At 47.9% G+C, this 15,470-nt stretch carries 13 protein-coding genes and 1 tRNA gene; 3 read left to right on the plus strand and 11 right to left on the minus strand.

Translation table 11 applies throughout. The annotated features are described in order from the left end of the window. Positions 1-4: 4 nt before the first annotated feature. Positions 5-844: a peptidylprolyl isomerase gene (locus tag QZ327_RS03920; protein ID WP_294617296.1), complete on the minus strand. Its 840-nt coding sequence runs from the start codon at positions 842-844 to the stop codon at positions 5-7. Positions 845-936: 92 nt separating this feature from the next. Between QZ327_RS03920 and QZ327_RS03925 the strand changes: the two genes are divergently transcribed. Beyond that, on the plus strand, positions 937-2,292 hold the full coding sequence (locus QZ327_RS03925; protein WP_294617298.1) for a sigma-54 dependent transcriptional regulator: 1,356 nt from the start codon (positions 937-939) through the stop codon (positions 2,290-2,292). A 450-nt stretch (positions 2,293-2,742) separates the two neighbouring features. On the opposite strand, the gene QZ327_RS03930 is transcribed toward QZ327_RS03925, so the two are convergent. From QZ327_RS03930 to QZ327_RS03945, 4 genes are all read right to left on the minus strand, one after another. Further along, on the minus strand, positions 2,743-5,280 hold the full coding sequence (locus tag QZ327_RS03930) for a prolyl oligopeptidase family serine peptidase (protein WP_294617300.1): 2,538 nt from the start codon (positions 5,278-5,280) through the stop codon (positions 2,743-2,745). A 22-nt stretch (positions 5,281-5,302) separates the two neighbouring features. Further along, complete coding sequence (locus QZ327_RS03935; RefSeq protein ID WP_294617301.1) at positions 5,303-5,974, minus strand: RluA family pseudouridine synthase; 672 nt, start codon at positions 5,972-5,974, stop codon at positions 5,303-5,305. A gap of 114 nt (positions 5,975-6,088) precedes the next feature. Continuing rightward, positions 6,089-6,835, minus strand: a complete 747-nt coding sequence (gene fabG, locus QZ327_RS03940; RefSeq protein ID WP_294617303.1) for a 3-oxoacyl-[acyl-carrier-protein] reductase — start codon at positions 6,833-6,835, stop codon at positions 6,089-6,091. A 30-nt stretch (positions 6,836-6,865) separates the two neighbouring features. Continuing rightward, complete coding sequence (locus tag QZ327_RS03945) at positions 6,866-7,450, minus strand: TetR/AcrR family transcriptional regulator (protein ID WP_294617305.1); 585 nt, start codon at positions 7,448-7,450, stop codon at positions 6,866-6,868. Positions 7,451-8,629: 1,179 nt separating this feature from the next. Here QZ327_RS03945 and QZ327_RS03950 point away from each other — a divergent pair. Beyond that, positions 8,630-8,702, plus strand: a tRNA-Met gene (locus QZ327_RS03950). A 178-nt stretch (positions 8,703-8,880) separates the two neighbouring features. Here QZ327_RS03950 and QZ327_RS03955 read toward each other — a convergent pair. The 6 genes from QZ327_RS03955 to QZ327_RS03980 all read right to left on the minus strand — a co-directional run bounded on the left by QZ327_RS03955 (position 8,881) and on the right by QZ327_RS03980 (position 14,609). Further along, entirely contained in the window at positions 8,881-10,326 is a 1,446-nt protein-coding gene (locus QZ327_RS03955) for a tetratricopeptide repeat protein (protein ID WP_294617307.1), read from the minus strand. Between the two features lie 181 nt (positions 10,327-10,507). Next, entirely contained in the window at positions 10,508-11,458 is a 951-nt protein-coding gene (locus tag QZ327_RS03960; RefSeq protein ID WP_294617309.1) for a PstS family phosphate ABC transporter substrate-binding protein, read from the minus strand. 12 nt (positions 11,459-11,470) lie between these two features. Further along, on the minus strand, positions 11,471-12,283 hold the full coding sequence (locus QZ327_RS03965) for an energy transducer TonB (RefSeq protein ID WP_294617310.1): 813 nt from the start codon (positions 12,281-12,283) through the stop codon (positions 11,471-11,473). Between the two features lie 23 nt (positions 12,284-12,306). Continuing rightward, positions 12,307-12,960 (minus strand): biopolymer transporter ExbD, encoded by a 654-nt coding sequence (locus tag QZ327_RS03970; protein ID WP_294617324.1) that lies wholly within the window; start codon positions 12,958-12,960, stop codon positions 12,307-12,309. Positions 12,961-13,074: 114 nt separating this feature from the next. Next, positions 13,075-13,680, minus strand: coding sequence for a biopolymer transporter ExbD (locus tag QZ327_RS03975; protein ID WP_294617312.1), 606 nt, complete (start codon positions 13,678-13,680; stop codon positions 13,075-13,077). Positions 13,681-13,796: 116 nt separating this feature from the next. Beyond that, positions 13,797-14,609, minus strand: coding sequence for a MotA/TolQ/ExbB proton channel family protein (locus tag QZ327_RS03980; protein WP_294617314.1), 813 nt, complete (start codon positions 14,607-14,609; stop codon positions 13,797-13,799). A 405-nt stretch (positions 14,610-15,014) separates the two neighbouring features. Between QZ327_RS03980 and QZ327_RS03985 the strand changes: the two genes are divergently transcribed. Beyond that, entirely contained in the window at positions 15,015-15,164 is a 150-nt protein-coding gene (locus tag QZ327_RS03985; RefSeq protein ID WP_294617316.1) for a hypothetical protein, read from the plus strand. Positions 15,165-15,470 lie beyond the last annotated feature (306 nt).

Consider the following 15,470-nt stretch of genomic DNA (forward strand, 5'->3'; position numbering starts at 1 on the left):
CCAATCAGTCTATCACCGTCACTTTCTTAATCTTCATATCCTCCTCCGGACGGTCGTTGCGGTCGGTTTTCACTTGTTGTATCTTGTCTACAATCTCCATTCCTTCCACCACCTCGCCGAATACGGTGTACTCGCCATCCAGATGCGGAGTGCCGCCAACGGTAGTGTATGCCTTTACCTGCTCCGGCGTGAAGCGGAACTCCGGTTCATTCTCCACCTGCGCCTCAGCCTGTGCGATAAGCGTATCTTGCAAGTTCATCAGACCTTCCTGGTCGCCATCCTTGCGCATCTTATAAATCTCCTTCATGTGCTTCTGCGCCAACGCGTTGAAAGCGTTGTTCAGACGTGCCTGGTTCATCTGGTGCTCCATGCCGAGCAATGTAGAGTCATTATATACTTTTCCGGTAACGATGTAGAACTGACAGCCGGATGATTCCTTCTTCGGATTTACATTATCTCCCTGACGGGCTGCGGACAACGCACCTTTCTTGTGGAAGTATTTCGGATAGACAAACTCGGCAGGAACGGTATACCCCACATCGCCCGCGCCCAGCATCTTGCCTTTCGGCGCATTCTTCGATTCGGGATCGCCTGCCTGTATCATGAAATCCTTGATGACACGGTGAAACAGCGTACCTTCGTAAGTGCCTTCCTCTGCCAGCTTGATAAAGTTGTCACGATGCTTCGGCGTCTCGTTATAGAGCTTCACGATAATATCACCCGCAGTTGTTTCAATCTTCAACTTCGTTTCTTTTTCCATATTTCCGTCTTTCTTTTGTCCCGGCTTGCAAGCCGCCAGCCCGCAAACCAGTATGGTTAATAATACAATAAGATTTCTTTTCATTTCTCTTTTTGTTAAATTTAAGCTTGCAAATATACTAAAATCGAACAAAACGGCTTACCTTTGCGTAATAAAAGAGATAAAAAGCAGAAGGGATGAAATCCATATTAATCGTTGAAGATGACATCACTTACGGTATGATGTTGAAGACGTGGCTCGGCAAGAAAGGTTTCCGGGTCAGTTCGGCAAGCAGCATACTCCGCGCCCGGAAACATATCGAAACCGAAAACGTAGACTTGATATTGTCCGACCTGCGCCTGCCCGACCACGACGGCATAGACCTGCTGAAATGGCTGGGCGAACACTCACTGCACATACCTCTTATCATTATGACGGGATATGCCGACATACAATCTGCCGTGCAGGCAATAAAGCTTGGCGCGTGCGACTACATCGCAAAACCCGTAAACCCCGATGAACTATTGAAGAAAATGGAGGAGGCATTGAAGCCTTCGCCCGCCGGTCCCGGACAGGCGGCACACCCCGGAAAGGACGCCCTTCTTCCCCGGGAAAATGCAGGGCCCGTCTCCACCGATTACCTGGAAGGCGAAAGCGATGCAGCCAAACAGTTATATAATTATGTAAACCTGGTTGCCCCCACCAACATGTCCGTCCTCATCAACGGAGCCAGCGGCACGGGAAAGGAATACGTGGCACAGCGCATCCACAAGCTGAGCCGCCGCTCAAAACAACCGTTCATAGCCATCGACTGCGGGGCAATCCCCAAGGAACTGGCGGCTTCCGAGTTCTTCGGCCATGTAAAAGGTTCATTTACCGGTGCGCTGACCGACAAGACGGGCGCGTTTGTTGCAGCCAACGGCGGCACAATCTTTCTGGACGAAATAGGGAACCTAAGCTATGAGGTGCAAATACAACTGCTCCGCGCCCTGCAGGAGCGGAAGATACGCCCCATCGGTTCCAACAAAGAGATACAGGTGGATGTGCGGCTGGTTGCCGCCACCAACGAGAACCTGGAGCAGGCTATCGAAAAAGGCACATTCCGCGAAGACCTCTATCATCGCATCAATGAATTTACGCTGCGCATGCCGCAACTGAAAGACCGCCGCGAGGATATCCTTCTCTTTGCAAACTTCTTTTTGGACCAAGCCAACCGCGAGCTGGACAAACATCTCATCGGCTTTGACGAGAAAGCATCCAAAGCCCTGTTGGAATATCAATGGCCGGGCAATCTGCGTCAGATGAAAAACATCGTCCGCCGTGCCACCTTGTTGGCGCAAGGCAAGTTCATCACACCGGACGAACTCAGCGAACTGCAAAAACAGGCGACGATGCCCACAGGCATGCCGCTCCGTAATGAAGAGACGGAAAAGCAACACATCATGGAAGCCCTGAAGCATACAGGCTGCAACAAAAGCCGCGCCGCGCAACTGCTCGGGATAGACCGAAAGACGCTTTACAACAAGCTTAAACTATACGGAATAGAACTGTAATTGTGGAAAAACTCCACAGTCCGCTCCACACTTTCCACATAATTCCACATGTCTCCGCCATGTGTCTCCCTGCCGGAAAAAGAATGAGCAAACTAATTATCAACGGCTTATATCTTCCGCCGCTAATTTTGGCACGCCATTTGACATATATTTCCTGTGGGCTTGAAATCCACAACATGAAAGCGTGATTAACCCGGACCAAGACTAAACCCAATATTAACCTATTAAAAGTAAATGAAAAACAAAAAAGATTAGTATTAGTAGCAGCCCTGTTTATGTTTGTTTGTGACGGATGATTCTTGACCCGAGCACAGATGCAAAAGGTCAAGAACATCCCAATCACAACTTCAAGCCGCCGAAGAATAGTAAGCGCACTGACAACAAAAAAGCCGTTTCCTCCTTGTCTATTCCGGGAAACGGCTTTTTTGCGTTTAAAACTGGAGGTACTCCTTACCAATGTCTTTCCGGGTAAAGGTCGTTCCACCATGCCGGGCTGTCCTGCAACCAACGCGCAAACCAAGCCATAATGGAGTTGTGCCACAACTCGCGCTTGGGATAATCACTGATGAAGTGGTTCTCGCCATCCACCGTGATAAATTCTACCGGCTTGCCCAATATCTTCAACGCATTGTACAACTGGATGCTTTCGCCGATGGGCACATTCGTATCGACCGTGCCGTGCAGCAACAGCAGCGGAGTCTTGATTTTATCCGCATTGAACAGCGAACCGTGCTTTGTAAACAGGTCGGGATTATTCCACGGATAGCTTTCGGCAGCGGCAACGGAGTTATAAGAATATCCCCAGAAGCCCTCGCCCCAATAGCTTGTCACATTACTGATGCCCGCATGCGAAACGGCAGCGGCAAACAAATCGGTCTTTGTCTGCAAATACATCGTCATAAAACCGCCATAGGATGCTCCGATGCAACCGATGCGCTTGTCGTTGACAAACGGATGCGCAGCGCAGAACTTCTTCGTTCCCTCAATGATTTCATCGGCAGTACGTTCTCCCCACGCATTGACGTGGCGTGCCGAAAACTCCTGACCGTAGCCGATGGCGCCGCTGGGCTGGATGACATACACCACATAGTCGCGCGATGCGAACAACTGCGCGCAATAGGGTGAAGTGATGCCGCGCGTAGTAGGCGTAGTGCCGCCATAGTAATAGACAATCAGCGGATATTTCTTATCCGGGTCGAAGGCGGGCGGCAAGCATATCATGCCTTTAATCTCCGTACCGTCCTGCGCCGTAAAGTTCCACTCTTTCATCGTACCCAACTCTATTTTATCCAAAACAGGTTTCATCGGATTGGCAAGCAAGACGGATGTCTTCTTCTTTACATCGTATGTATAGGCAACTCCCGTACTCGTATTCCCTCCGCCTACGTAAGCGGCAACCACAGGATTGTATTCCGCCAGGTCGAAAGAAGCAATCACATCTTCCCGGAGCGGCAGCATCTCAAAGCGGCCCGTTTTCGGGGTGTAACGGTAGATATGCTTGCAATCCTCGTCCGTAGTATTGAAATAGATGCAACCATCCGTACGGTTCCACTGCAGGAAGTCGACGGAAGGATTGAAATCGCGCGTGATAGGATTGACCTGCCCGGTAGCCTTGTCCATAATGAATGCCTGGGTATCAAAGTCATTGGCAATAGGGTGCCCGCCGCAATTCTTCCCCACTCCGCCGAAAGCCGAAGGACTGCCCACGACCAGCAGCTGTCTGCCGTCGGGAGAGTATGCGGCACTGTTCACGTAAGCATCCCATGCCACCAGCGTATCCACCTGCAACGTAGCCAAATCTACCTCGAAGAGGGAAGTGAGCGAGAAAGGACACCGCGTAATGTCCGACTTGGAAGTGGAGCACAGCAACTTAGCGCCGTCCGAAGATATATCGTTCAGATAGACGGCATGGCTCCCATAGGTCAGACGTTCGGAAAGCCCGGTAACAGGGTCGTACTTGACAAGATAGTTGCGCGAACGCGCACCGGGAATGCGGTCGTCGGGATGCAGCAAGCGCTTCAAAGGACCGCCGGCTTCCTCTCCCTTGTCACTGGACGAATAGACAAGATAGTCCTCGGCAGGCGACCACGTAAAGTATCCTTCGGGAACGTCTTTCAGCAATATCTCCTCGCGCATCGTAGCCGGATCGAACACCGCCAAATCATTCCGCTCTTTGCCGGTTACAGTGTAATAAAGCTTGCTGCTGCGAGGCATCCAACGCATTTTCCCGTTCGCATCGGACAGTATCACCTTGCCCGTCTTCAGTTCGGTCAACTCGTAACGGGTCCTCGAACGCTTCAACGAATAGTTGTCCGCATAGCAGGCAAGCAGGTACTTGCCGTCCGGAGAGAGGCTTACCGAACGCACCCGGCTTCCGAAAGCCGTATTGTGCAAAGCCAGACGTCTTTTCATATCGGGCGCCACCCGATAGCCGACACCGGCAAACTCCTTGTCTTTCTCGAACTCGCACTTCAAGGCGGGAACCGCCTTATCGGCAGCCGTCGACAATAGCTTGACGACTATCTCATAGTCTTTCTCCGGCTCCAAACGTAAGTTGAGCACCGAGGGAGCCACCTGCGACAAACTGTCCTCCGCAGTCGTCTTCGACTGTTTGGAAACACCGTTCACGAACACTTCGAAGCGTGCAGGCGAGTAGATTTTCAGTTTTCCCTTCATGAAGCGTTCGGCACGCAAGCCGGTTGCAAACAGATAGAGCAGGTTGTCCTTGTCCGCTTTCGCCACCCGCACATATCCTGCCGTATCTGCCGACACACGTTCATAAGGACGTCCGTCGAAAGCAAGGCTGATATCGGTTTTCAGCAGTTCGTCGACCGTGAATTTCTTTCCTGTAAAGTTGACACTGTCGCCCTGGACAGGCATACGCACCACGACGGCAGGGCGCACGTTGTACTCGCCCACCCTATCTTGCGCCCGGACTGCAAGGGCGGCAAGCAGAGACAGCCCGGAAAGAAGTAAAATCTTTTTCATCGAATTTGTTATTAACAGATTATCAAATCATTTCAAAGCCATTCCATAAATTGCCCGCAGGGACGGGAGCCTCCACCTCTATCTGCTCCTTAGACACCGGATGCACAAAGCGCACGAAACGTGCATGCAGGCAAATGCTTCCGTCAGGATTGGAACGGGGCGAACCGTACTTCAAATCTCCCTTGATGGGGCACCCCATTTTTGCCAGCTGGCAGCGTATCTGGTGATGCCGCCCCGTTTTCAAATCTATCTCAAGCAGGTAATAGTTCTGCGACCTGGCTATGAGCCGGTAATGCAAAATCGCCCTCTTGCTGTTCGGCACCTCCCTGTCGTAGGCATAACTCTTGTTCTGTTTCTCATTACGCACCAAATAGTTCACCAGTTCACCCTCCGGTTCGCGAGGCTGGTTTTTCACCACTGCCCAATAGGTTTTCTTCACATCGCCGTTCTTGAACATCTCGTTCAGACGGCTGAGCGCCTTACTGGTTTTGGCAAAAACAACAAGACCGCTTACGGGGCGGTCCAGGCGGTGGGTGACACCGATAAAGACATTGCCGGGCTTTTGGTATTTCTCCTTGAGATACTGCTTTACGGTTTCCGAAAGCGGCGTATCGCCCGTTTTGTCTCCCTGAACTATCTCGGAAGCGGTCTTGTTGACTATAATGATATGATTGTCTTCGTATACGACAGTCATTTTAATTTTAAATTATGAATGATGAATTTTGAATAATGAATGATGAATTATCAACATGGACGGAAGCCCAAACCTAACATTCAAAATTCATAATTCAAAATTCAAAATTCCCATTTACATATTCATACCACCATCTACCTGGATTACCTGTCCCGATACGTACGAAGACATGTCGGAAGCGAGGAAGGTAGCAATGTTGGCAACGTCCTCGGGCGTACCGCCACGACGCAAAGGAATCTTCTTGCACCATTCTGCCTTAACTTCTTCGGACAAGGCATCCGTCATGGCTGTCATGATGAAGCCCGGAGCGATGGCATTGGCACGGATGCCGCGAGAACCCAGTTCCTGTGCGATAGATTTTGCCAACGCAATCATACCGGCTTTGGAAGCGGAATAGTTTGCCTGGCCTGCATTGCCGTGAACACCTACCACAGACGCCATGTTGATAATGCTGCCCGATTTCTGGCGCATCATAATCGGAGTACAAGCGTGAATGAAGTTGAAAGCGGATTTCAGGTTCACGTTGATAACCATGTCCCATTGCTGCTCGGTCATACGCATCATCAGACCATCGCGTGTGATGCCTGCATTGTTCACCAAGATATCAATGCGGCCGAAATCTGCATGGATAGCTTCCACTACCTTGGCAGTATCCTCAAAGCTGGCAGCATTAGAAGCATACGCTTTGGCCTTTACGCCCAACGCTTCTATTTCCTTTGCCGTAGCTTCGGCATTTTCGTCAATCACCAAGTCGGTGAATGCTATATTAGCTCCTTCTTGAGCGAACTTTAAAGCAATAGCCTTGCCGATGCCACGAGCGGCTCCGGTCACAATAGCTGTTTTTCCGTTTAATAATCCCATACTATTTAAATTATTGATTAAATGTTTCTTTTATATTCTACGCAACGCGCCAAACACAAGATTGGCAACATATCTGCCGCGGGTCTCATCATCCAGTTTTGCACCGATATGCCCGCGGATATAGGGCACTTCAATGCCCTTCACGCAATAATGCACCAGTTCGGCAGTCATATCGATATCATCAATCAGGAATACACCTTTCTCCACCCCTTCGCACAACACCTCCTTGAACAAGAGTATCTCTTTGGCATCGAAACGCTTACGCACTTTTTCTACCCGCCAAATGTCGCGAAAAAAGTTGGCACGGAGCGTACCGTTACGGAATACAGCCTCTTTCACCGCATCCAAACGCGTGTATATCAGTTCAATCAGCTTCTCGTCCGGCGATATCTCCTTCTCCGCCACACGTTTCATCATATCCGAAAGCATATCCAATTCCGACTCGACAACAGCCATATAAATATCTTCCTTGCTCTTAAAATAGGTATAGAGCGTTCTCCGACCTTTCTTAGAAGCGAGGGCAATATCGTTCATCGTGGTATTCTCAACCCCCATTTTAGCAAACAACTGGCGGGCTACATCCACTAATTTAGCTCTTGTCTTCGATACGGCCATAGGCTAATTGCACATTGCTTAATAATTTGTGCAAAAATAAGACATTTTCGTATATATCACAAACAAAAGCACATTTTATTAACAATCAAGGCATGGCTGTTTCATTTAAGGGAGTTAGAGGAGTTATCACTTCGCATCGCTTCGTCAGGAGCCAAAGGAGTTGGAGCCGATACGCTTGTGTATGACGTTCTTATAGAAGTATCGGATTTAACTACCAAGCCGACTTCGCGGCTGATAACTCCTTTTGGCTCCTCCAACTCCTGTAAATGAAAGAGCCGTGCCTTGATTGCACGGCTCTTTCATTCGGCCTTTTTGTCTTTTTGTCATTCCGCCCGTATCTTCTGACAATTTGTATTTCCCGTTGCCGCAGAATCGGCTGTTTCCGTCCTTGCGTGCTGCCGGCGGAAAAAAACGGAACGGAAAACGCTTATCTTGCCGACAGTCAGCGGAATAGCGAAATGTTTACAAACCAACCAGCGGGAAAGAGCGCCGGAAATGCCGCGTGCGGGCATCCCGTTTCACGGATATTGACACTTGTGGCGAGGGATATCAATGCCGCTCGCGATGGACATTAGTGTCTGTCATGAGCGGCATTAATGTCTCTCGCGAGCGGCATTAATGTCTGTCGGCTGAAACACCTGTATCCAACACCGGAAACACTTGCATCCAACGGCGGAAATGTCCGGATACTGCATAAACAGCGTATATCCATCGAAAAACAGAGCATATCTATCCGCACTTTATGCACGATGCTCCTGTTTCGGAAGAAAGCGGCAGGGAGGGGAGTAAGGGAAAAAGGCGGTTTTGTCGCCTTTTTGTCATGAAACGAACGGATGGGGCTTCACTTTGCGCCCGCGCAAACAAGGCAATCAATTATCTTTCCATCAGCCTTCTCCCCGCCTATATCCCTATTCTTCTCCTCTTGTTTACCCCAATGTAACAACCAATAGCCCATCCCGCATATAGTGAATAAAGAGAAGGCAACAGACCGGAAAAAGGCCCGAAAGAAACAGTATGAAGAAATTCTTTAAAGAATGATGAGACAGGTTTCGAAAAGTTTTATGGTACATCAAGCTATTTATCAACCCATTACGTATACAGACACATCTATCATGAAAAAATAAACCGGCTTTTATTTGCATATTCAAATAAAAGCCGTACCTTTGCATCCGTAAACATCGCGGAGTGGAGCAGTTGGTAGCTCGTTGGGCTCATAACCCAAAGGTCGTCTGTTCGAGTCAGGCCTCCGCAACTAAAGAAAAGACTGCTTGATTAGCAGTCTTTTTTCTTTTTAATGATTATCCGCATAACCCTTACAAGCACCATACGAAAAAAAGGGGCACTCCGAAAACCGGGGTAACGTAAAAGAATGAGAGGAGCTAAGAATCACTCTCCGCCCCCCTCGAAACGACAAACAACTAAAATCATCGCTATTTAATACCATCCAATGCCTTTCGTGCCGTGGCATTGCCAGGGTCAATAGCCAGAATCTTATTCCAATACTCTTTTGAAGCCGCGTAATCGCTCTTCAGCAGATAGTAGTATCCCAAGTAGCTATAGCACTCAATCAGGACAGGGTTATACCTCGGTTCGTTCTTTGCCAACAACATTTCCATCACCTTCTCATAATAAGGTTTCGCCAGCCCCTCGGTAGTCTCCGGATCCATGGCAGAATTGGCACGTGCACGCCACATATCACCCAAATAGCTTTCGGGAGCTTGCCGGGAGACCAACGCAAACAGGGAGTCCGCCATCTGCAATGCCGCCGCACGATCGGCATACCGGACAGCGAGCGTATCCGAGGATACGCCCTCGCCGTAATAGAGACGGCCAAGCCGGAACAGGTTCTCGGGAGTCTTTTTATCCGGGTTCAAAGCATCATAATACTTCCGATAGGCGGCAATCGCCTGTGCATAGTCATTCTTCAATTCGCAAGTTTCGGCTATTTCACGCCAGATATCAATCTGACTGCTATCCTTCTCAAGCGCCTTGCCATATTCTTCGATGGCAGGACCGTACTTTTTCAAAGCACTCAGCAAAGCACCGTGATAACGGTAATCCAAATACGAATAGTCAGCATTGTCCGAAGCATTGAACAAAGCATCGGCGGCTTGCTCCGCTTCAGCATAACGTTTCAAGTCGGTATAGTTATACATAGCCAGGCGGTTGAATGCCGCATGGCGTCCGTTCTTCTGCAAGCCTTTCCGAACCACCTCCAACGATTTTTCGAAATCATGATTCAGGAACAGCGCAAAAGCATACTTCAGCAAATCATCCTCCGTGGCAACAGGGGTATCTATGAACCTGGCGTAGGTTTCGGTTGCCTCATCGAAACGGTTGGTGGCATAATACACCTCAGCAAGTCCCCTATCCGCCTCCGGGCAGTCGGGAATAACCGACTTTAATTGTTGCAGTTTATCGATGGCCTGTGAAGGGCTCGCCGATTTATAGGCTTGGGCGTATTTCAGATAAGCCTCCCTGCAATGAGGATTGAAATAGATGGCCTGTTCATAGAGTTGGCAGGCACGTCCCACATCTTTCCCAGCAAGGGCAATGTCCCCTTCCAGTACGGACACATCGGCATCCTTGTTGTCCGTCTCCCGGGCTATTTCCAGGTAATGTTCCGCCTCTGCCGGCTCACCGGCATCCAGATAAGCGCGCGCCACGGCGACAATGAGCGGCACGTTTTTCTTGTTTTTCCCTTTCAACAGTTCTCCGGCTGTCTCGGAAGCCTGTCCGGGGTTCGTCTTTATCAGGCTTTTTACTTTATCCACACCCGCCTGCCACTCGGGCACGGGCGTTTGTGCGGCAAGCGTAACCGACAGCAGCAACGCTCCCATACAGAATAATAATTTACGTTTCATATCACCATTCATTTTAGAGCCTGTTTGAATTTTCTTCAGAAAGTTTTTCTTCGGCTTCTTCCCAAATCCCTTTCCGGTCTGTTTTCCTCTTTCTATTCGTCACATAGCCCGCTATGCTCCTCATAAAAACCGGACAACATCCCCGCAAAGAGCTGTCAAAAGAATGCCGGACAAAATTTAAACAGGCTTTTGGTTATTCATCTTTTACATCTACCACACGCACCGGTTGGGTGGCGGGCAGCAATCCCGACTTCAATATAATCCGCTGTCCCCGGTCGGAAGCGAGGAAAGAGGCAAAGCCCCACGGGAGTGCGCTCCGCGGATCGTTCAACAGAACATAAATGCTACGCACCAACGGATAGTTTCCGTAGAACAAATATGCCTGATAAGGTTTATAACTGTTTGCCGGCGTAGCTTTACCGGCAGCACTGACAGACATCACCCGTACCTCTTTACTGAAAGAGAGCCGCGTAGTATCGTTGCGGTCGCTCAGCCAGTTCACTCCGATAATGCCCATTGCATCCGGCGTACGGGATACGTAATCAATGACCTCCCTGTTCGTTTTCAACGCCTTCACCCGCTTTGAGAGCGGTGCTCCCTTAACAATGGAATCGACTGCAAAACGTACGGTACCGGAATTCTTGTTGTCGAATACCAAACGGATATCTCCCAAACGAGATGCCGGGTAGAGTTCTTTCCATCGCCCGGTCTCGCCGGTAAGAATGCCACGGAGCTGTTTTACACTAATCAAGGTGTCCGGATTGTTCCGGTTGGTGATTAATGCCAGTCCGTCGGTCGCTATCTTTATCTCTTGCGGGAAGAATTTGCGGCTGTTGAAAGACTTCTTCTCCTCCGGAGTCAGCCTGCGGCTGGTGATTGCCAACCGCAAACTGTCCTTGAGCAAGAGATTGACCGCTTCCACTTCCGTCACATAGCGGGGTACGATTCCCGCCAAAGGGAACAAACCTTCGAACACGTCTATCTCTTCCTGTACAATCGGGCGGAAACTCTCATCGGCGGCAATGGCTATGACACCGGAAGTATAGGTGTCCGTCAATCCGTCCTTAGGTTTCTGCCGGCAGGCGGAGAGCAAGACCGACATCATTATCAGAACCGAAAATTGAAGTTGTCTCAGCATTTTCATGACACACACGATTTATTGTAACCTGAAGGTAATGGGAACGGTGTATTTCACCGATACCGCCTTGCCGTTTTGCTTGCCGGGTATCCATTTGGGCATAGACATAATCACGCGTATGGCTTCCTTATCGCAAGAAGGATCCAGCGTCTTTACCACTTTGGCGTCCCTTACACTGCCGTCGCTGCCAACTACAAACTGGCAAATCACCCGTCCCTGCACACCGTTTTCCTGTGCAATCGTGGGGTATCGCAAATGACCGGCGATGTATTTCATCAGCTCAGCGGCTCCGCCGGGAAATGTCGGCATCTGCTCTACCATATCAAACACTTTCTCCTCAGCCGGAGCTTGCACCACCACCTGTTTCAGGTCGGCGATATCCTTACCATTGATTTCGTCATTGCCTTTCACATCGGCTATAGAGATGGCAACTTTCGTCTCCGTCAGCTCGGTCTGACTCTTGATTTCATCCTCATCCCTCACCTCTTCATCCTTCTTGATGACCGGAGCAGTGAACTTGATGGAACTTTTCAATGCCGGAGGAGGCGGAGCAACCGGCTCCACACGTTTCATCTCTTCCTGTTTCACCTCCGGCTCTTCCAGTTGCGACAGGGTAGTCACCTCGGTCATTATCTCCTTCTGTTTTGGAGCAGCCATTTTTATCAACGTGGGGATACTGAACCCTATCAGGGCTATCACTATCACCAATATCACAGCTATGTTGTGACGGCGTGGAGAGTTCTCACGCATCTTATAGGCACCATACGCTTTATTCTTACCGTTGAATATAAGGTCACACCATTCCAAAGAACTTAAATCTACTTTAGCCATATTCTTCCATTTTTTAGGTGTCGTTATTCGGCAATATCCTGCGACAGTTCCCCCTTGCTTTCATAGTTCTTTATCAGGAACCGGTCGGCATCGGCGATGTCTGCTATCACATATTTACCTATATTACATATCTGCATTTCATCGAGGGCATCAATCAGATTTTTATACGAGGCCGTATCGGTAGCCTTGATAATAACCGTCGGTGTATCCTTTCCGCTCTTTATGCCGGAAAGCTGTTTGCGGAAATCATCTTCTGATATCTTAAGGTCCAGTTTCTGCTGTTTCAGTCTGTTCACCTTATCTACAGCAGTCCTATTACGTCGCAAGAGCATGGCACGCAGACCATCAGCCTGATAAGAAGTCTCCTTCAACGAGGTATAGTCTTTATAGTCGGGCTCTCCTTCGTAATAATACAATTTATCCTCATCGCCCAGCAACAGCGTGATTGCCTGCGATGCTTTCACTTTGCTCTGCTGTTCTTCGGTGATGCTTTTGTCATTGCTCGGCATGCTTATCTCCATTGTCTGAGGTTTGCTCAATGAAGTACACAGCATGAAAAAGGTAATCAGCAGCATGTTCATATCTACCATTGGGGTGAAATCCACCCGAACGGTCATCTTTTTTTGCTTGCTTTTTCCACCTTTCTTGTTACCGCTTTCTTGTATTTCAGCCATAATATTCTTTTTTTAGTTGACGAGATATCCGGTTGACAAGTTGACGAAGCATGTAAATTGACGCTCCTACGGAAAGGTTGCTTCTCCTGTCTTCTTGTCTACCTGCTTCCTCGTTATTCACTCTTCAGAGGTAGTCTTCAAGGAAGTAATCAGGTTATACCGGTTCTCTCTCAAATCCTGAAGTGAATTCATAACATTCTTGATTACAGAATAAGGGGTATTGGCATCCGCTTTGATGGCAATACGCAAATCGGAATTCGCAGCGCGGGCATTGCGTACCCACGCTTTGAACTGATTGTCGATACTGTCTGTGGGGATTCCCTCATTCTTTAACACAGCGTCTTGCCGGTCTTGCGGCAAATCAAGAAACTTCTTCATGCTCTTCATCGGCACTCCGAAGGTGGATGCCAGCATAAAGTTCTTCGTTTCCTCGGGAGTAAAGGCTACTCCGTATTCTTGCCCCATAGCTTCCAGCACATTGCGCAAATCGGACTGTTTGTCCATACTCATAAATACTTTTCCATTCGGATCAATCAGTATCTGAAGTACGTTCGTTTCCGGTATCTTAATCTCGGAAACAGATGCCGGAGTGGTGACCTGTACCGGCTCTTTCTTCACAAACGTAGAAGTCAGCATGAAGAAAGTAAGCAGCAAAACGGTTACGTCACTCATGGCAGTCATGTCGATAAACGTACTTTTCTTTTTCATTTTCGCTCTACCCATAATTGTCAAATTAAAAATTGAGAAACAATAATCAGGAAGTGACCGTTGAGGAGTAAGAGAAGAAAGATATTGCCGGTCAAGCAACTTTCCTTAATCCTCAAGTCCCAATTTCCAATCTACTTATGTGTAGCGGCAAAGGTCTGCACAATAGAGAAACCTACTTCGTCAAGGCTATAAGTCAGCTTATCAATCTTATTGGTATAATAATTATAAGAGATTACAGCCAAGGCGCCGGTCAAAATACCGAAAGCCGTATTAATCAAAGCCTCCGAAATACCTTGCGACAATGCCATAGAGTCCGCACTGCCTCCGGCAGCCAAAGCGGCAAACGAACGAATCATACCGATAACCGTTCCCAACAATCCCATCAATGTACCCAAAGTAGTAATGGTACCAATAATCGGCAAATTCTGTTCCATCATAGGCAGCTCCAATGCGGTGGCTTCTTCCAGTTCTTTCTGGATGGCAAGCAATTTTTGGTCTTTCGTCAATTCGCCATCATTCTCCATTTCAGCATATTTCTTTAGAGTAGCGTTCACCACATTGGCCACAGAACCACGTTGTGCATCACATATTGCTTGCGCTTTCTTCATATCACCTACGGCCAAAGCAGCTTTGATATTGGCAACAAACTTCACCAAAGAACCTTTACCGAAAGCAGCGCGAATAGCGATATAACGTTCAATGCTCAATGCAATAACAGTAAGCAAGAGGGTCTGAATCACCGGAACAATAAATCCGCCTTTATAAATAGTGCCCAGGAAGTTTCCAGGCAATGGATGGTTGTTCGGATCATTGTTCATAAAATTGGAAGGATTTCCAAGAACGAAGTTGAAAATAAGCACGGCAATGATAAAACAAATTACAATTACCCAACCGGCGGACTTAATGCCTTTAAAAGAGGCTGTTTTTTCTTGAGTTGTTTTCATGATTAAAAGTTTAATTGTTAGTATTAAAATTGACTTTAAGCATAAAGCGTAGAGGAATAACTTCCCTCTTACGGACCAATAGGGCGTAATTCATCCTTGCAACCTCATTCATCACAAAGCACATACAGGTCACCTACTCTCACTGCCTTTCAAAGGGAAAAAGAAGGGAAGGGGGAAATTAAAAATAAGGAAATAAGGAAATAAGGAAATAAAGAAATCAGTAATTAAATCAAGATCCGCCGAAGCGTATAGATGTAGTAATCGCTACCCGTCACTGTATAGTGTAGGGGTTTAGCTGAGAAATATCGTTTAAACCGATTATGCAAATTTGCATGATTGGATAGTAACAGGTATATATTTCTGAGAAATACATTATCTCCTATTACTCTGCGTATACGTTGTTGAATGGAAAAACAAACCTCAGAAACAGGCTCAACGCTCACCCCAATACCCGTCATCCATGAATATTGGATAACTTCGGAACTTAAGCTTTCCTGCTTGTTTTTTTCAGATGAAACCAACGAGCATGAAGACATAGCAGTAGAAACCTTATAAGATTTGGAGAAATTTACATTGCCGATAGCAAAGGATACAGTTTCTCCACTAATAATACAGGTAAGTATCAATAGTATGCCAATCCAGTATGTCTTTACAATCGTTTTCATGTCGTTTAATAAATATACATAATAAACACATACTGATTGTATTTAGTTTTTCCTCATGACCATTTTCTTGGACTTCCGCGTGAAAACCCTGCAAAAAGTTCCTTCATTGCCTTGTCATGCTCCTGCCAGGCGCCCCCGGACGGGCGGGGAAAAAGCCTAATAAAAAATAGAAATGGCGGAAGAAAGATCTATTCGT

Source organism: uncultured Bacteroides sp., assembly GCF_910578895.1.
In the GTDB taxonomy this organism is placed as follows: Bacteria; Bacteroidota; Bacteroidia; order Bacteroidales; family Bacteroidaceae; genus Bacteroides.